Here is a 17,838-nt window from a genome sequence, read left to right as displayed (position 1 = left end):
CGGCGCGCTTTGCCGCCGCGGCCGCTTTGACGGATTTTCAGGTCCGGGCATCTCGTTTCAACGGAGGTATCGCATGAGCATTACCCAGTCCACGAAGACCACGCTTGTCGCCGCGTTGATCGCGGGTTGCCTGTCGTCGGGTGCGTTCGCGCAGGCTAGCGATCCGGCCGCGGCGCCGGTTACCCATGCCGACAAGAAGGCGGCCAAGGAACAATCGAAGGCGGACAAGAAGGCGTCCGTCGCGCAGGCCAAGGCCGACAAGAAGAAGACCGATGCGCAGGCCGACGCCGACAAGGCCAGCGCCGACGCTAATGTGAAGGACGCGAAGAAGCAATAGCAGGCTTGGCGGCAGCGGCAGCGGCAGCGGCAGACGCGGGGCGCATGAACGTCTCGCGATGTTCTGCCGGCAAAAGATGGCCCGTGCGCATTCGTGCGACGGGCCATTCTTTTTGCGCTGGTCTTCGCCCGTGCGGCCGCTTGAAAATGCAGACAGGGCGTGCGGCTAAAAAAGGGTCGCTTGTCTGCGCTAGTTGTATGGATATACAGTATGCGTCGCCGCTCTGAATCCATCCAACGCCCAAATCAATCGTGCTCTCAGTCGCCGAATCCGCGCCTCCCTCGCCGTCCCCGACGTCCCCGCCGTCCCCGACGTCCCCGACGTCCCCGACGTCCGACACCGCCGCCTGGCTGGCGAAGCTCAACGACGCGCAGCGCGAAGCCGTCGACTACGGCGCCGACACGCCCACCGCGCCGCTCGGCGCGCTACTGGTGATCGCGGGCGCCGGTTCCGGCAAGACCAACACGCTCGCGCACCGGGTCGCCAATCTGGTGGTGAAGGGCGCCGATCCGCGCCGCATCCTGCTGCTGACCTTTTCGCGCCGCGCGGCGCTCGAAATGACCCGGCGCGTCACACGCATCGCCGGCGCGGCGCTCGGTTCGCGAGCCGCGTTGGCGCAAGGACTGACGTGGTCGGGCACCTTCCATAGCGTCGGCGCGCGGCTGTTGCGCGAGTACGCGGATCTGATCGGCCTCGCGCCGGCCTTCACGATCAACGACCGCGAGGATTCCGCCGACCTGATGAACCTCGTGCGCCACGAACTCGGCTTGTCGGCGAAAGAGCGGCGTTTCCCGGCCAAGAGCACGTGCTTTGCGATTTACTCGCGCGTCGTGAACACCGGCGCGTCGCTCGGCCAGGTGCTCGACAAGGCGTTCCCGTGGTGCCGTGAATGGGAGGCCGATCTGCGCATGCTGTTCGCGGCCTACGTCGAGGCGAAACAGAAACAGAGCGTGCTCGACTACGACGACCTGCTGCTCTACTGGTCGCACATGGCCGCCGAGCCGGGAATCGCCGCCGACTTGTCGGCGCGCTTCGACCACGTACTGATCGACGAATATCAGGACACCAACCGCTTGCAGGCGTCGATCCTGCTCGCGTTGAAGCCGGACGGCCGCGGCCTGACCGTGGTCGGCGACGACGCCCAGTCGATCTATTCGTTTCGCGGCGCGACCGTGCGCAACATTCTCGATTTCCCCGCGCACTTCGATCCACCGGCCAAACAGGTCACGCTCGAGCGCAATTACCGCTCGACCGCGCCGATCCTGGCGGCGTCGAACGCGGTGATCGAACTGGCCAGCGAGCGCTACACGAAGAATTTGTGGACCGACAAGGCGTCGGCGCAGCGCCCGCGTCTCGTGACCGTCGCCGACGAAGCCGACCAGGCACGCTACATCGTCGAGCAAGTGCTGGAAGCGCGCGAACAGGGCATGAAGCTCAAGTCGCAGGCGGTGCTGTTCCGCGCCGCGCATCACAGCGCCGCGCTGGAGATCGAACTGACCCGGCGCAACATTCCGTTCGTGAAGTTCGGCGGGTTGAAGTTTCTTGATTCGGTGCACGTGAAAGACGTGCTCGCCGTGCTGCGCTGGGCGGAAAATCCGCGCGACCGCGTCGCCGGCTTTCGCGTCGTGCAGTTGCTGCCGGGCGTCGGGCCGGCCACCGCGGCGAAGGTGCTCGACGAGATCGTCGCTCGCGCGGGCAGCGGCAATCCCGCCGACACCGCCGGCGGCGCATTGGCCGCCTTCACCGCGCCGGCTCGCGCACAAGAAGACTGGCATCCGTTCGTCAAGCTGATGTCGAGCGTGTACGCGCGCCAGACGCCGTGGCCCGCCGAGTTCGAAATGGTGCGGCGCTGGTACGAGCCGCATCTCGAGCGCAATCACGAGGACGCGGCGATCCGTCATGCGGACGTGTTGCAGATGGAGAGCATCGCGGGCACGTATCCATCGCGTGAACGCTTTCTGACCGAGTTGACGCTCGATCCACCCGACGCCACCAGCGACGAATCCGGTGTGCCGCTCATCGACGAAGACTACCTGATCCTCTCCACGATCCATTCGGCGAAGGGGCAGGAGTGGCGCAACGTGTTCGTGCTGAACGGCGTGGACGGCTGCATTCCGTCCGATCTCGGCACCGGCAGCGAAGAGGAAATCGACGAGGAGCGGCGCCTCCTCTACGTGGCGATGACGCGCGCGAAAGAGGACTTGCATATCGTCGTGCCGCAGCGCTTTTACGTGCAGAACCAGACGCATATGGGCGATCGTCACGTGTGGGCGTCGCGTACGCGCTTCATTCCCGCGCATCTGATGCCGCTCTTCGACGCCTATGCATGGCCGCGCGTGCTGGTTCCGAGCGCGCCCACGGCGGCCGGGCTGGCCGCGGCGGCGCAGGCGAAGATCGAAATCGGGGCGAAACTCAGGAAGATGTGGGATTAAGAGCGCGACGGCGCGCGCTCCCGTGCGTGACAGCGGTAACGCGATCAACGTCGAGCAACGGACGCGGGTGAAGACCGTTGGCCTGGTCCGTTGGTAGGCGATACGTCTCTTGAGCGGCGGCGGGTCGCCGCCGTTGGCTTCCGGTGACTCTGTAGAGGTTTTCGAGGGTCTTTAGCGTCAGCGCGACTGCCGTTGCTGCTGTTGCTGCGGCGCCGGACGCGGCGGCACGAAGAAATTACGCAGCCAGGCCGCCATCCGCGAAAACACATCGTACGGCTCTTCCACGAAAATCTCCGGCTTGAGCAGGCGCAGGAACTCCATGATCTGCTGCGCTTCCTGCTTCTGGAACGAGCCGTGCGAAATGCCGAGCCGCAGCAGCCCGCGCAGTTCGCCGAGCTTTTCGCGCGCGGTGCTACCCACGCTCGTTTCGCACGCCACCTTGGCCTCGTAGACGCGCTGACGCAGCGATTCCACCAGCCGCCACGCCGGCGTCTGCATGACTTCCTCGAGCGCCTGAATGTCCTGCGCCGCGCTCTTGATCTGCGCCGCGAGCGGGTCGATCAGCACGGCGTCGCCTTCCGCTTCCTTGACGATCGCCGCCGCCCAGTCGCGGCACTGCTTGGCGAGTTCTTCCGGCGTCCATTCCGAGCGGGCCGCGAAGCCGAAGCCGAACTCGCCCGCCTGTCGCATCAGAATCGCGACGACATCCGGAAACTCCTTGTCCAGCGTGCGTTTAGCCCAGGCGTACTGGCCGCCCTGCAACATCCGCTGAACCGCGTGTTCGGTCAGCGGCACCATATTGTCGAGCAGCTTGGCGCGCAAAAAATCCTCAAACGACGGCGTCGCGAACTGCGGATCGAGCTTCAGCGATACCCGCAGAAAAGCGTCGAAATCCTTGCGCAGTGTCGCGATGGTCTCGTCTTTGAGCGTGAGGGTGATTTGACCCATGTGTTATCCCGTTTGGTCCTGCCGCGCGGCCTCGCCACGCCGCCCGGCCACGCGGGCCCTGGGAGGCGCGGCGTTCGATGCCGGCGCGCTTGATTCCTGCCTGATGCCGCGTAACCAGCGGGACGTATCCCGACGAGCGGACCTCGACTGCATAACGGCGGATTGACGGGAAACTTAAGGGAGCACGGGGCGGCGGGCGCCCGCTTTAGAGGGAAGCGTCGCCGTGCTTGCGCGCGGGTGGCGCGAGCCGGACGACGCCGATGCCGGCATGAAAGCGGCGTGCGCCTATTTGAGCACGACGCATTGCCAGATAAAAAACACGGTCAGGCCGACGGCGATGGTCAGAAGCGGCCGCCGCGTCAACGCGCTGACAAGCACCGCAGCCAGCGCGCCGACCAGTTGCGGATTGCGCCACGTCAGCTCGGCGTCGCTGCCGTGCGGCGAAACCGCCATCGGCACGATGATCGCGGTCAGCACGGTGACCGGCACGAAGCCGAGGGCGGTGCGCACGAGCGGCGGAAACACCAACCGGTCGCCGAGCACAAAGACGGCGGCGCGAATCACCCACGTGATGGCCGCCATGCCGAGAATCAGGACGACGTAGTTCATCGCGACGCCTCCGCAGTTTTGCCCGTGCCGCGCAGGTTGGGCCGCGACGTCGAAAGCAGGACGCCAATCGCCACGCCGGCGAACACCGCGCCGAGCAACCCGAGCTTGTACGGCCACGCCTGCCAGAAGAAGGCCAGCGTGCCCGCGGTGACGGCCGCCGCAATATAGCGCAGCGCGACGAGTTGCGGCACGACGATCGCGATGAAGGTGGCGACCATGGCGAAATCGAGGCCGAGCGATTGCAGGCCCGGGAAAGCCGCGCCGAACAGCAGGCCGGCGACGGTCCAGAGCTGCCAGTTCAGGTACATGGCCAAGCCGGCGCCGAAGAAGTAGTGCGGGCCGACCGTGCCGGGTTCGCGATGCCGATAGTGCTCCCACGCGACGGCGAAGACTTCGTCCGTGAGCAGCGCGCCGAGCACCCAGCGCCAGCGGGTGGGCAGATGCGCGACGTGCGGCGCGAGCGTCGCGCTGTACAGCACGTGCCGCAGATTGACGACGAGCGTGGTCGCCCAGATCACGGCGAAACTCGCGTGTCCGGCGATCAGGCCGAGCGCGATGAACTGCGCGGAGCCGGCGAACACGACGAGCGACATCAACTGGCCGTGCCATAGATGCAGCGGGCCGGATGCGACGAGGGTGCCGAAAATGACGCCGAAAGGCGCCGCGCCGACCATCATCGGAATAATGTCGCGCGCGCCGGCGGTGAACTCTTTGAAATGGCCTGCGCTCGTGGGCTGGCCTGCGGTGGAATGGGTCAATCTAGCCTCCTTGATTCGGGAAGCATAGCGGCGGCGGCCGGGCGGGGCTTGTACGTTCTTGCGGATGGGGGTGGTTTGATGCGGGAGCGTGGGCGCCAGGCCGTATCTTGCGCCGGAATGAGCACGTAGCGTGGCACGCAGAGGTTGCAAACAACCCGTGCGTCAGCACCCCGTCAAACGCCTTGCCAGCGTCCCGGCGGCACGCCGAACATGCGCCGGAAGTGTCGCGTGAAATGGCTCTGGTCGGTGAAGCCGCTGGCGGCGGCGACATCAGTGACGGAAACGCCGGCGCGCAGTGGCGCGAGCGCGCGCTGCAAGCGCACCTGGTTGCGCCACGCGTGGGGCGGCAGACCGGTCGTTTGGGTGAAAAGACGCGCTGCGTGGAACGGCGAGAGTCCCGCCGCCTGCGCCACTTCAGCGAGCGTGACCGGCTCGACGAGGTCGCCCGTCAGGCGCTCCTGCATGATCGCCACGCGAGTGTCGTCGGGGGCGAGGCGCGAATGCGCCGGCTGCGTTTGCGCGTAGCGCACCAGCAGCGTGGACAAGGCGTCGAGCATGGCGGCCTCGGCAGCGAGCGCGTCGTCGCCCGCTTCCAGCAGACGATGCGCGCGCGCCAGCCGCGCGGCCAGATCCGGGTCGCGGATCACGCCGGGCGCGAACCACGGCAAGGCCTGCGGCTTGCCGCTGACTTCGTCGGCGAGGGCGTGGATGAAGTCCACCGGCGCATACATCACGCGATACCGCCAGCCCGCATCGACCGCCTTCGAGCCGGTGTGCAACTCGCCGGGATTGATGATCGGCACGCTGCCGGCCTCGGCGACATAGTCGGAACCGAGATACCGGTAACCCTCGGCGCCCGCCACGATCACCGGAATCGTGTACGCGTCGTGCCAATGCGGCGTGAACTCGTGATCGTGATATTCGGCCGTGAGCAGGTCCGCGCCGGGCAGAAGCGGCGTGCGCCAGTAGCGGGCGGAATCCTGGAAACGATGGGCGGCGGTCATGGCGAAGGTCCGGCTGGACCGGTCAGTGTAACGCGTCGCGACCGGTGCCGCCTCATGCGCCGATGGGTCGGGCGGCTGCGTTTTGCCGTAGGGCGGCGCCTACTTGACGGGGATCGTTGTTCCGGCCGGCACCGGCACGGCGCTTACGCTGTTCTTCGCGCTGCCGCTGACCACCCGGTCGCTATAGGTGAGATACACCAGCGAGTTGCGTTTCGCGTCGACCACCCGCACCACATGCAGCGACTTGAAGATGAACGACATACTCACCGAGAACACGTCAGCCTGTTTCTTCACCGGGCCCGTGAAGTGGATTTCGCCCACCTGACGACAGGCGATCGACGCCTCGGTGGGGTCTTCCGCGATGCCGAGCGTACCCTTGACGCCGCCGGTACGCGCCCGCGACACGTAGCAGGTCACGCCTTGAACCACGGGATCGTCATAGGCCTCGACGACTACGCGATCGGAGCCCGTGACGCGAAAATTGGTATTGACGCTGCCGACTTCTTCGCTGTGTGCCGAAGGCAGCAGGAGGGCGGCGGCCGCCGCAAGCGCGATACGCAACAAAGTGGGTTTCATGGGATGGGATTGCCGGAAATTGAGCGCCTGGGTTGGGCGCAAGACGTGCGCCAGGAAATCGCCATCGTATAACGGCCGGTGGGTGAGAGGGCCGATGCTCCCGGGCGACAGGTTCGCTGGAACGGCGCGAGCTTGGCATCGACCACGGTGACATGGCTCGGCAACCGTGCGGCGCGCAAAAAGAAAAAGGCCCGCACGGATGCGGGCCTTTCAAAATTTTTTGGCTCCTCGACCTGGGCTCGAACCAGGGACCTACGGATTAACAGTCCGGCGCTCTACCGACTGAGCTATCGAGGAACAGCAGTGCAGCTTGATTAACTACAACTTGATCTACATAAAAAAGCCCGTCTTGGTTAACGGGCCTTTGCAATTCTTGGCTCCTCGACCTGGGCTCGAACCAGGGACCTACGGATTAACAGTCCGGCGCTCTACCGACTGAGCTATCGAGGAACAGAACAACAACAGCAGAGAAACGAAATTGTAGGAGGAGCTTAAGCGCCTGTCAATACCTTGTGCTCATCTCGATTTCATTCGAATTCGGCTGCGCACGCGGCAGACAGCGAGGCTCAGCGTACGAGCAACTCGAGCTTTTCCTTCACGTCCTTGAACTCGTCGGCTTCCGGCAGCGGCGCCTTGGTCTTGGTGATGCTCGGCCAGTTCTTCGCGAGATCGGCATTCAGCTCGATGAAGTTCTGCTGGTCGCCCGGCACGTCTTCCTCGGCATAAATGGCGTTCACCGGGCACTCGGCCACGCACACGGCGCAGTCGATGCATTCATCGGGGTCGATCGCGAGGAAGTTGGGACCTTCGCGAAAGCAGTCCACCGGGCACACATCGACACAGTCGGTATAGCGGCACTTGATGCAGCTTTCGGTCACAACGTGAGTCATTCAGGCAGCTCCTGCATGCGGTATCTGGGGAGGCGGAAACGCCAAAAGCGCTATTGTATCGTAACGTCAAGAGGCGCATGCAGCATCGCACAAGACCGTTTATACGTTTTCGTGATTAGTTTATGGCGTCCGCATTGGGACTTCCCTGGGCGCGCTGCGCGGGCGTCCGCCGGCGCGCTGAACGCCGGCGCATTCGGGTAACATGCGTCAGGTCGGCGCGCACGGGGCGTGCCGTACGCGCATGGGTGAGTCGGGCCTTTCGTGTCAGGCCTTCCGTTTTCCGCAGTCCAGTTCGCACCATCATGATTATTACTTCGCTGCTCGACACCGATCTGTACAAGTTCACGATGATGCAAGTGGTGTTGCATCACTTTCCCGCGGCGAATGTGGAGTATCGCTTCCGCTGCCGTACGCCGAATGTCGATCTCGTGCCGTATATCGGCGAGATTCGCGACGAAGTGCGCAAGCTCTGCAAGCTGCGCTTCACCGACGACGAACTCGACTACCTGCGGCGCATGCGCTTCATCAAGGGCGACTTCATCGAGTTTCTGGCGCTGTTCCATCTGAACGAGAAATACATTTCGATCGAACCGTCGCCGAAGGGCAATGGCGAAATCGACATCGAGATCAAGGGACCGTGGCTGCATACGATCCTGTTCGAGATTCCGATGCTCGCGATCGTCAACGAAGTCTACTTCCGCAACACCCAGCAGAAGCCGGACTACAGCGAAGGACGCGGCCGTCTCGTCGACAAGATCAAGCTGCTCGGCGCGCGTCCGGAATTCGCCGACTGCAAGATCGCCGACTACGGCACGCGCCGGCGCTTCTCGAAGCAATGGCACGAGGAAGTGATCCTCAAGCTCAAAGAAGGCCTTGGCGAGCAGTTCGCCGGCACCAGCAACGTCTTCTACGCGATGAAGCACAGCCTCACGCCGCTCGGCACGATGGCGCACGAATACCTGCAGGCGTGCCAGGCGCTCGGTCCGCGATTGCGCGACTCGCAGATCTTCGGCTTCGAAATGTGGGCCAAGGAATACCGTGGCGACCTGGGTATCGCGCTCTCGGACGTCTACGGCATGGAAGCGTTCCTGCGCGACTTCGACATGTACTTCTGCAAGCTGTTCGACGGCGCGCGCCACGATTCCGGCGATCCGTTCGACTGGGGCGAACGCCTGCTCAAGCACTACGAAGCGAACCGCTGCGACCCGCGCACCAAGATCCTCGTGTTCTCCGACGCGCTCGACATTCCCAAGGTGCTGCAACTGTATGAGCGCTTCCGCGGCCGCTGCAAGCTCGCGTTCGGCGTGGGCACGAATCTGACCAACGACCTCGGCTACAACCCGTTGCAAATCGTCATCAAGATGGTTCGCTGCAATGGTCAGCCGGTGGCGAAGCTGTCGGATTCGCCGGGCAAGAACATGTGCGAAGACAAGGCTTACCTCGCATATCTGCGTCAGGTATTCGGCATTGCGCAGCCCGAGGAAGAGGCGGCGAAGTAACGCGGTTCGTCGCTGGCTATAGCGTAAGGCCCGTGTTCGACACGCGGCAATAGCCCGTTCGGCCAGGGTGTTCGCGCGCAGGGCGGCCGGTATAATTCTCGCCATATCGCACGGCTGTCGACACGAGGATTTCGCACATGGACACATCGATTGCCCGCCGCAACATCCTGGCGCGTATCCGCGCGGCGCAAGGGCGTGAGCCGGAGCCGTCCGCTTCCGAGCGCGAGGCCGCCGCGGACTACCTGGCGCGCCATCCTGCTGGCCCGCGGCCGGAGATGCCGGTCGACCTCGTCGCGCGCTTCATCGAAGAAGCGCAGAAATTGGCCACCACGGTCGACTCGGTGCAAGCACTGAGCGACGTGCCGGCCGCGGCGCATCGCTACCTCGCGCAACATGCGTTGCCGCTGCAGGCCATCGCCTGGCAAACGCTGCAGGATCTGCAATGGGCCGAAGCCGGCCTCATCGTCGAATTTCGCAAGCCGCAAGACGGCGACGTGGTCGGTCTCACCGGCTGCTTTTGTGCGACCGCCGAGACTGGCACGCTAGTGCTGCTGTCCGGGCCGGAAACGTATGCGTCGGCCGGTCTGCTGCCGGAAACGCACATTGCCATTGTGCCGGCTTCGCGCATCGTTTCGGGTCACGAAGAGGCGTTCGCACTAATCCGCAAGGAACGCGGCGAACTGCCGCGCGCAGTCAATTTCGTCTCCGGGCCTTCGCGTACCGGGGATATCGAACAGACCATCGTGCTGGGCGCGCATGGGCCTTATCGGGTGCATGTGATCGTCGTGCAGGGCGCCTGAGCGGCAAGCGCGGCTCGGCGGTGCATCGGGACGCATGCTCCGATGCGCGGCTGCGGGCAATAACAAGGACTTCAATTCTATGAAAGGACGTGCCGTTTGTACTGGCATGGGGCTCGCGGCTGCATTGACGCTGGCCGGCTGGCCGCAATTTGCGTCGGCCGCCACGCTCGACGGCGCGACTTTGTCGGCGTTGTGGGGGCTGCCGTTCGCGGGCGTGCTGCTGTCGATCGCGGTATTTCCGCTGATCGCGCCGGCGTTCTGGCATCACCACTTCGGCAAGATTGCGGCGGCCTGGGCGCTCGTATTTCTCGTGCCGTTCGCGCTCAGCTACGGTAGCGGCGTCGCATTCGGCACGCTCGTTCATGCGCTGCTCGAAGAATACGTTCCGTTCATCGTGTTGCTGATGGCGCTCTACACCGTGGCGGGCGGCATCTGCGTGCGCGGCAATCTGCATGGCACGCCGCGCCTGAACACGGCGATCCTCGCGCTCGGCACGTTGCTCGCGAGCATCATGGGCACGACCGGCGCGGCCATGTTGCTAATCCGCCCGTTGCTGCGTGCCAACGACAATCGCAAGCACGTCGTTCATGTGGTGGTTTTTTTTATCTTCCTGGTGGCCAACGCGGGCGGCTCGCTTTCGCCGCTGGGCGACCCGCCACTCTTTCTCGGCTTTCTGCAGGGTGTGAGTTTCTTCTGGACCACCACGCATCTCGCGCTGCCGATGCTGTTCGTCTGCGGCGTGCTGCTGATCGCGTTCTATGCGCTGGACTCGTACTACTTTCATCGGCGCGAGGAAGAACGCTCGCGCTTTCTCGATCGGACGCCCGACACGCCGCCGCTCGGCATCGATGGCAAGATCAATTTCGTATTGCTCGCCGCCGTGATCGCGCTCGTACTGATGAGCGGGCTGTGGAAACCGGGCGTGGAGTTCGACGTGTTCGGCACGCACGTGGCTTTGCAAAATGCCGTGCGCGATGCCGCGCTGATCGGTGTGACGTTACTCTCGTTGGCGCTCACGCCGCGCGCGGCTCGCGCGGGCAACGACTTCAACTGGGCGCCGATCGAAGAGGTGGCCAAACTGTTCGCCGGCATCTTCGTGACGATCGCGCCGGTCATCACGATTCTGCGCGCCGGCGAGGCGGGTGCGTTCGCGGGCATCGTCCATCTGGTCAACGACGCGTCGGGCCAGCCGCACGATCTGATGTACTTCTGGGCGACCGGGCTGCTATCTTCGTTTCTCGACAACGCGCCGACCTACCTCGTGTTCTTCAACCTGGCCGGCGGCGACGCGCAGACGCTCATGACCACCGGCGCCACCACGCTCGCGGCGATCTCGGCCGGCGCGGTGTTCATGGGCGCGAACACCTATATCGGCAATGCGCCGAACTTCATGGTGAAGGCAATCGCGGAATCGCGCGGCGTTCGCATGCCGGGCTTTTTCGCCTATCTGGGCTGGTCCGCCGTGGTGTTGTTGCCGCTTTTTCTCGTCACCGGCTGGCTCTTTTTTTGACGCCGAGGCAATCGAACTCGACGCGCTATACGGAGAATTGCAATGCAGAAGATCCTCGTCGCCCGTCCGATCTTTCCCGATGTGATCGAACGGCTCAAACAGTATTTCGACGTCGACTGGAATCGGGGCGACGTATTGTCCGCCGACGAACTGACGCGCCGTCTCGCGGATAAGGACGGCGCGTTGACCGCGGGCGACCCGGTCGGCGCGGCCGAACTCGCGGCGGCGCCGCGTCTGCGCGTGGTGGCGAATATGGCGGTGGGCTACAACAACTTCGACATGGCCGCCTTCAACGCGGCTAAAGTGCTAGGCACCAATACGCCGGACGTGCTGAACGAATCGACCGCGGACTTCGGCTGGGCGCTGATGATGGCGGCGGCGCGCCGCATCACCGAATCGGAACACTGGCTGCGCGCGGGCCAATGGCAGAAGTGGGCGTATGACGCGTTTCTCGGCAGCGATCTGCACGGCTCGACGCTCGGCGTGATCGGCATGGGCCGCATCGGCCAGGCGCTCGCACGTCGCGCGAAGGGCTTCAACATGCAGGTGATTTATCACAACCGTTCGCGCGTCGCGCCCGAGATCGAGGCCGAGCTGAACGCCGAGTATGCATCGAAGCAGGACCTGTTGCGGCGCGCCGATCACGTCGTGCTCGTTCTGCCGTACACGAAGGAGAACCATCACACGATCGGCGCGGCCGAACTCGCGTTGATGAAGCCGACTGCGACGCTCACGAATATCGCGCGTGGCGGCATCGTCGACGACGTCGCGCTCGTCGAGGCGTTGCGCTCCAAGCAGATTGCGGCGGCCGGTCTCGATGTGTTCGAAGGCGAGCCGAATCTGAATCAGGATCTACTCAGCGTGCCGAATGTCGTGCTCACGCCGCACATTGCCAGCGCAACCGAAGCCACGCGCCGCGCCATGGCGAATCTCGCCGCGGACAATCTGATCGCGGGCCTGGGTGAAGGTCCGCGCGCGGGCCGGCCGCCGAATCCGGTCAACCCCGACGTCATCGGCAAGGCGCGTTCATGACAATGTATCTAGTGGCGGCCGTCGCCGTGCTGGCGGTCGCATTGGTTATCGCTTTGGTTTTGCTGATGCGCGCTCATGGCCGCGCGGAGGACAACGAGCAGTTCGAGTTGCTCAACGAACGCATGGACGTTACGGCCGACGCGCAAGCCCACGCTTACGAACGGCTTGAGCGGCAACTGCGCAACGACATCACCGAGACGGCGCGCGTGTCGCGTACCGAACAGAGCAGCGGCTTCGCGCATTTTCAGCAGACGCTGGCCGCGCAGTTCAGCAGCATGACGACGGTGCAGGGCGGCAAGATCGACGGTTTCGCGCAGCAACTCGACGCCGTGCGTCACAGTCTGCAGGCGCAGGCCCAGCAGGCGCGCGACGAGCAGGGCCGCTCGCTCAAACAGTTCGGCGATACGCTGAGCCTGCAACTGGGGCAACTCACCGAGGCGAACGACCGCCGTTTCGCCGAAGTGCGCGCGACCATCGAACAGCGGCTCAAAGATATCGAGGCGAACAACTCGGTCAAGCTCGACGAAATGCGCCGCACCGTCGACGAAAAGCTGCATGCCACGCTCGAACAGCGGCTGGGCGAATCGTTCAAGCTGGTTTCCGATCGGCTCGAACAGGTGCACCGCGGCCTGGGTGAGATGCAGACGCTGGCGGCCGGCGTCGGCGATCTGAAGAAGGTGCTCACCAACGTGAAGACGCGTGGCACGTGGGGCGAAGTGCAGTTGGAAGCGCTGCTGGAGCAACTGCTCACCGCCGACCAGTACGCGAAGAACATTGCGACAGTGCCGAGAAGCGCGGAGCGCGTCGAGTTTGCGATCAAGCTGCCGGGCCGCGCGGAGCAAGGCGCTGCGGCCACGCCTGTCTGGCTGCCCATCGACGCCAAGTTTCCGCGCGAGGATTACGAGCGTCTGATCGAAGCGCAGGAGCGCGCCGACCCGGTCGCGGTGGAAGAAGCATCACGCGCGCTCGAAGCGCGGATTCGCGCGGAGGCACGCACGATTGCGGAAAAGTACGTGTCGCCGCCGCACACCACGGACTTCGCGCTGCTGTTCCTGCCAACCGAAGGCCTGTACGCGGAAGTGTTGCGCCGGCCGGGGCTGACGGACCTGCTGCAACGCGACTATCGCGTGACGATTGCAGGGCCGACTACGCTCACCGCATTGCTCAATAGCTTGCAGATGGGTTTCCGCACGCTCGCGATCGAGAAGCGGTCGAGCGAGGTGTGGCAGGTGCTCGGCGCGGTGAAAACGGAGTTCGGCAAATTCGGCGATGTGCTGGCGAAGACGAAGGCGCAACTGGAAACCGTCACGCGGTCTATCGAAGCGGCGGAGACGCGCACGCGCGTCATGAGCCGCAGATTGCGCGACGTCGAGGCATTGCCAGGCGAGGAGGCGAGCGGGTTGCTCGGCGATGCGCTGTCGGGCGTGGATCCTGACGAGCAATAACGGGGTGGGGCTTGCGGTTTGGTCGCAGCGCCGATTCAGGCGCTTGCAGCCGCCAACCGTTCAAGCGCTTCACCCGCCAGACGCACCACGCGCCAATCCGGCATGACAGAGGCGCCCATCTTTTCATAGAAGCTGATGGCCTGCTGGTTCCAATCCAGCACGGTCCATTCGAACCGCCCGCATTGCCGTTCCACCGCCAATGCGGCGAGGCGTTGCAACAGCGCGGTGCCGAGACCGCTACCCCGTTGCGAGGGTTGCACATAGACGTCTTCGAGATACAGCCCGCGCTTGCCGACGAAACTCGAGTAATTGTGGAAGAACAGCGCATAGCCGACGATGCGTCCTTCGTTCTCCGCTACCAGTGCCTCGATCGAAGGCCGTGCGCCGAACAGCGCGTCGCGCAAGCCGTCTTCGGTCGCGACGAAGACATGCGTGAGGCTTTCGAATTGCGCGAGTTCGTACGTCAGCGCGAAGATGGCGCCGGTGTCCGCGGGCGCGGCGGCGCGGATCGTCGCGGGCATTACGCCTCTTCCGGCGCGTCGGTCAATTGGATTTCAATGCCGCCGAAGCGCGACGCCACCCAGTTGTACGCATGACATGCGATCCACAGCAGGATGAAACCGAGAATCGCGTTCAGCAGCAGCGCGCTGAACACCGTGCTCAGTTCCACCGAACCATAGCGCACGAACGCGACCAGTACGCCCAGCAGCACGATCGGCACCGAAAACGTCAGGTACACGAGGATCAGTGCTTTGGCCGTCTGTCCCGGTGCAATGAACGAGATCTGTTTTTTCATGTAAGTCAAACCCGTGTGTCGTAGTGGTAATGGGTAAAGCTGCGAATCAACGCCGGCGGGTACGTTGCCTCAGCCGTGCGTCAGCCGTCAGATGAGACCGTCGAACAGCATGATAGCGACGCGCTCTCCTTCGGCGATCTCGCCTTCATCGTGCCCGAGCACGATGAAGCAATTCGCTTCGCTCATCGAACTCAGCACGCCGGAGCTTTGCGATCCGGTCGGCGTGACGTGCCACTGTCCGTGCGCGTCCTGTTGGGCTACGCCGCGCTGGAATTCGGTGCGCCCGGCGCGTTTGCGGATGGCCCGGCGGCTCATGGCGTGAATGACCGGCAGCGGTTGCGGCGTGGCGCCCGACATCAGCAGCAGCACTTCTCGCACGATCTGATAGAACGCCACCATCACGGCGACCGGATTGCCCGGCAACCCGAAGAATAACGCGGGAAGCCCGACACCCGGCCGCTCGCCGGACCAGACGCGGCCGAATGCAAGCGGGCGGCCCGGGCGCATGGCGAGACTCCAGAACGCGACGTCGCCGAAAGTTTGCAGCAGTTGCTTGGTGAAGTCCGCCTCGCCGACCGAGACGCCGCCCGAGGTCAGCACCACGTCCGCGCTCGCCGCGGCGCTGCGCAAGGCGGCTTCCATCGCGGCGGGCTCGTCGCGCACCACGCCGAGGTCGAGCGTGTCGACGTTCAGGCGCCGCAGCATGGCAAACAGCGTGTAGCGGTTGCTGTCGTACACGCAACCCGGACCGAGCGGCTCGCCGAGCGAGCGCAATTCGTCGCCGGTCGAGAAGAAGGCGACGCGCAAACGCCGCCTGACATTGACTTCGCCAATGCCGAGCGACGCCAGCAAGCCGAGGTCCGACGCGCGCATGATGCGGCCCGCCCGCAGCGCGGCATGACCGCGCGCGAGGTCTTCGCCGGCGAGGCGCCGGTTTGCGCCGCCCGCCACGGCGTTGGCCGCGAAGCGGATCGAAACGGAATCGGCGCCGCGCTCGACGAGTTCTTGCGGCACGACCGTGTCGCAGTCGGCCGGCATGCAGGCGCCGGTCATGACACGCGCGCATTGCGTGGCCTCGACGCGGCCCGCGAACGGATGCCCGGCCAGCGCCTTGCCGACGACCGCCAGTTCGACGGTGGTCGCGCCGGTGGCGAGTGCCGCGCGGTTGAACGCGTAGCCGTCCATGGCGGAGTTGTCGTGCGAAGGGACGTCGATCGGCGACACGATATCGGCCGCGAGCACGCGGTCGAGCGCGTCGCGCAAGGCCACGCGTTCAACGGCCGTGACCGGCGCGGCCCACTGACGAACAATCGCCTGAGCGGCCGGCACAGGGAGCGCGTGAGGATCGTACTGCGCGACGCAGCGGGAAAATTCGTTAAGCGTGGTCATGAAGGGCTGGGCGTCGCGACCGAAGGCGGGAGCGGCGGTTGCCGTGCGGCCGGAGCGGGATTTCAACCGGGGCCTCAATCACGCTGGAGGTCGGCGAGTTCTTGTAGCGAGTTGATATTGTAAAACGCGCGCTCGTCGGTAAAGACGACTTCCACCGTCTTGTGGCGCGCGTACCACGCGCGAACTTTACGCTCGCCGGCTTCCAGGAAAGCCGAGAGATCGTCCGCGAGACTCGTGCGCAAGAGCGCGAAGACGGGATGCAGGGACGTTTGGCCGTGCGCGTCGGTGGTGGTGACCGTGGCGATATCGGCCCCGTTCGAGTCCAGCGCGTGCGCGAGGCGCTCGGCGAGGTCGTCAGGCAGCCACGGCGAGTCGCAGGGTGCACTGAGTACATAGGCGGTGCCGGCTGCGCGCAACCCGGTGAGCAGACCCGCCAGCGGGCCCGGAAATCCGGCCAGGGTGTCCGCCACCACCGTGGCGCCGAACGGCGCGCCGAGTGCGCTGTAAGCCTCAGGGTGACGATTGGCGCTGATCAGGAGGGCGCCGGTTTGTGGCGCGAGGCGCTTGAGCACGTGGGCGGCGAGCGGCTCATCGTGCAGCAGTTGCAGGCCCTTGTCGGCGCCGCCCATGCGGACGCCGCGCCCGCCCGCGAGCAACAAACCGGTGATGTGTTCGCGCGTCGGCTTCATGCGCCGCCGCTCAGCCGCCGATGTACGACATTTCGACGCGGCGGCCATCCCGCGCGCCCGAATCGGCCGAGGCGCTGCCGCGCAATTGCGAATAGCGGTCGCCGCGGTCCTGCCAGATCTCGGCGATGGCGGTGGCGATGTCGGCGTCGCTCGCGCCGTTGCGCACCAGCGCGCGCAGATCGTGACCCGACGACGCGAACAGGCACAAGTAGAGCTTGCCTTCGGTCGACAGACGCGCTCGCGTGCAACTGCCGCAAAACGCGCGCGTCACGCTCGAAATCACGCCGATCTCGCCGCTGCCGTCCGCGTAACCCCAGCGCTGCGCGGTCTCGGCGGCGCTGTGCGCTTCGAGCGGCGCGAGCGGGAAGTGCTCGGCGATGCGCGTGACGACGTCGGCGGAGGGCAGCACTTCAGTCATGTTCCAGCCGTTCGACGTGCCGACGTCCATGTATTCGATAAAGCGCAGCACCGCGCCCGAGCCTTTGAAATGACGCGCCATCGGCACGATTTCGCTGTCGTTGGTGCCGCGCTTGACGACCATGTTGACCTTGACCGGCGCGAGGCCCACCGCGTGCGCCGCGGCAATGCCGTCCAGCACGTCGCCGACGGCGAAGTCGGCGTCGTTCATGCGGCGAAAGAGCGTGTCGTCGAGCGCATCGAGACTTACCGTGACGCGGCTCAAGCCGGCGTCTTTCAGGCTGCGCGCTTTGCGTTCCAGCAGCGAACCGTTTGTGGTCAGCGTCAGATCGAGCGGGCGGCCCGCCGGCGTGGTCAGTTGCGCGAGCCGTTCGATCAGGAATTCCAGATTTTTGCGTAACAGCGGTTCGCCGCCCGTCAGACGGATTTTTTCGACGCCATGTGCGACGAACAGCCGCGCCAGCCGTTCGATTTCCTCGAAGCTCAGCAAGGCGCTATGCGGCAAAAACGTGTAGTCCTTGTCGAACACCGCGCGAGGCATGCAGTACACGCACCGGAAATTGCAGCGATCCGTGACCGAAATGCGCAGGTCGCGCAGCGGGCGCGCAAGCGTGTCGTGCAGCGCGCCGCTGGGCGTCTGCACGGGGCCGGCGATGACCGGCACAGCACTGAGATCGGCAACAGGGATGATGCGTCGGGACATGAAT

Annotated in this window: 18 protein-coding genes and 2 tRNA genes; 7 read left to right on the top strand and 13 right to left on the bottom strand. The window is 64.9% G+C overall.

Translation table 11 applies throughout. From position 1 onward, the window contains the following. Positions 1-73 precede the first annotated feature (73 nt). Together P0D96_RS35520 and P0D96_RS35515 are read left to right on the top strand one after the other, a co-directional pair. Positions 74-337, top strand: a complete 264-nt coding sequence (locus P0D96_RS35520; RefSeq protein WP_408290517.1) for a hypothetical protein — start codon at positions 74-76, stop codon at positions 335-337. A gap of 251 nt (positions 338-588) precedes the next feature. Beyond that, a complete protein-coding gene (locus P0D96_RS35515; protein WP_408318315.1) occupies positions 589-2,769 on the top strand; it encodes an ATP-dependent helicase in 2,181 nt (726 codons plus the stop codon). A 177-nt stretch (positions 2,770-2,946) separates the two neighbouring features. Here the strand turns inward: P0D96_RS35515 and P0D96_RS35510 are convergent, their stop codons facing one another. The 8 genes from P0D96_RS35510 to fdxA form a co-directional block, all read right to left on the bottom strand. Further along, a complete protein-coding gene (locus P0D96_RS35510) occupies positions 2,947-3,717 on the bottom strand; it encodes a DUF4088 family protein (RefSeq protein WP_132373549.1) in 771 nt (256 codons plus the stop codon). A 285-nt stretch (positions 3,718-4,002) separates the two neighbouring features. Continuing rightward, complete coding sequence (locus P0D96_RS35505) at positions 4,003-4,326, bottom strand: AzlD domain-containing protein (protein ID WP_408318314.1); 324 nt, start codon at positions 4,324-4,326, stop codon at positions 4,003-4,005. Continuing rightward, positions 4,323-5,084, bottom strand: a complete 762-nt coding sequence (locus P0D96_RS35500; protein WP_408290515.1) for an AzlC family ABC transporter permease — start codon at positions 5,082-5,084, stop codon at positions 4,323-4,325. Before P0D96_RS35500 ends, P0D96_RS35505 begins: the two co-directional genes overlap by 4 nt. Before the next feature lie 173 nt (positions 5,085-5,257). Continuing rightward, positions 5,258-6,088 carry a helix-turn-helix transcriptional regulator gene (locus P0D96_RS35495; RefSeq protein WP_408318312.1) on the bottom strand — a complete coding sequence of 277 codons (831 nt, stop codon included), beginning with the start codon at positions 6,086-6,088 and terminating at the stop codon, positions 5,258-5,260. A 99-nt stretch (positions 6,089-6,187) separates the two neighbouring features. Continuing rightward, positions 6,188-6,664, bottom strand: coding sequence for a CreA family protein (locus P0D96_RS35490; RefSeq protein ID WP_132373553.1), 477 nt, complete (start codon positions 6,662-6,664; stop codon positions 6,188-6,190). Between the two features lie 221 nt (positions 6,665-6,885). Further along, positions 6,886-6,961: transfer RNA gene (locus P0D96_RS35485), tRNA-Asn, on the bottom strand. 77 nt (positions 6,962-7,038) lie between these two features. Then, a tRNA-Asn gene (locus P0D96_RS35480) sits at positions 7,039-7,114 on the bottom strand. A gap of 116 nt (positions 7,115-7,230) precedes the next feature. Continuing rightward, complete coding sequence (gene fdxA, locus P0D96_RS35475; protein WP_064268471.1) at positions 7,231-7,554, bottom strand: ferredoxin FdxA; 324 nt, start codon at positions 7,552-7,554, stop codon at positions 7,231-7,233. A 302-nt stretch (positions 7,555-7,856) separates the two neighbouring features. On the opposite strand from fdxA, the gene pncB reads away from it, so the two are divergent. From pncB to P0D96_RS35450, 5 genes are all read left to right on the top strand, one after another. Next, a complete protein-coding gene (gene pncB, locus P0D96_RS35470) occupies positions 7,857-9,053 on the top strand; it encodes a nicotinate phosphoribosyltransferase (protein ID WP_132373554.1) in 1,197 nt (398 codons plus the stop codon). Positions 9,054-9,190: 137 nt separating this feature from the next. Next, positions 9,191-9,853: a LutC/YkgG family protein gene (locus tag P0D96_RS35465; RefSeq protein WP_408181061.1), complete on the top strand. Its 663-nt coding sequence runs from the start codon at positions 9,191-9,193 to the stop codon at positions 9,851-9,853. Positions 9,854-9,932: 79 nt separating this feature from the next. Further along, positions 9,933-11,363, top strand: coding sequence for a sodium:proton antiporter (locus P0D96_RS35460; protein ID WP_408181060.1), 1,431 nt, complete (start codon positions 9,933-9,935; stop codon positions 11,361-11,363). Positions 11,364-11,405: 42 nt separating this feature from the next. After that, entirely contained in the window at positions 11,406-12,395 is a 990-nt protein-coding gene (locus P0D96_RS35455) for a 2-hydroxyacid dehydrogenase (protein WP_408318310.1), read from the top strand. Beyond that, on the top strand, positions 12,392-13,840 hold the full coding sequence (locus tag P0D96_RS35450; protein ID WP_408181058.1) for a DNA recombination protein RmuC: 1,449 nt from the start codon (positions 12,392-12,394) through the stop codon (positions 13,838-13,840). Before P0D96_RS35455 ends, P0D96_RS35450 begins: the two co-directional genes overlap by 4 nt. Positions 13,841-13,875: 35 nt before the next feature. On the opposite strand, the gene P0D96_RS35445 is transcribed toward P0D96_RS35450, so the two are convergent. The 5 genes from P0D96_RS35445 to moaA form a co-directional block, all read right to left on the bottom strand. Further along, positions 13,876-14,361, bottom strand: a complete 486-nt coding sequence (locus tag P0D96_RS35445; protein WP_408181057.1) for a GNAT family N-acetyltransferase — start codon at positions 14,359-14,361, stop codon at positions 13,876-13,878. Next, positions 14,361-14,636: a hypothetical protein gene (locus P0D96_RS35440; RefSeq protein ID WP_006053283.1), complete on the bottom strand. Its 276-nt coding sequence runs from the start codon at positions 14,634-14,636 to the stop codon at positions 14,361-14,363. The genes P0D96_RS35445 and P0D96_RS35440 overlap by 1 nt, the downstream gene beginning before the upstream one ends. Before the next feature lie 87 nt (positions 14,637-14,723). After that, positions 14,724-16,025, bottom strand: coding sequence for a molybdopterin molybdotransferase MoeA (gene moeA, locus P0D96_RS35435; RefSeq protein WP_408318356.1), 1,302 nt, complete (start codon positions 16,023-16,025; stop codon positions 14,724-14,726). Positions 16,026-16,099: 74 nt separating this feature from the next. Then, positions 16,100-16,714, bottom strand: a complete 615-nt coding sequence (gene mobA, locus P0D96_RS35430; protein WP_408290502.1) for a molybdenum cofactor guanylyltransferase MobA — start codon at positions 16,712-16,714, stop codon at positions 16,100-16,102. Between the two features lie 10 nt (positions 16,715-16,724). Beyond that, complete coding sequence (gene moaA / locus P0D96_RS35425; RefSeq protein WP_408181054.1) at positions 16,725-17,834, bottom strand: GTP 3',8-cyclase MoaA; 1,110 nt, start codon at positions 17,832-17,834, stop codon at positions 16,725-16,727. Positions 17,835-17,838 lie beyond the last annotated feature (4 nt).

The sequence above is a fragment of the Paraburkholderia sp. RL17-347-BIC-D genome (genome assembly GCF_046027915.1).
Taxonomy (GTDB): Bacteria; Pseudomonadota; Gammaproteobacteria; order Burkholderiales; family Burkholderiaceae; genus Paraburkholderia.
Note: the sequence above shows the minus strand (reverse complement) of the source record. Positions and strands in the feature narration are given on the sequence as shown.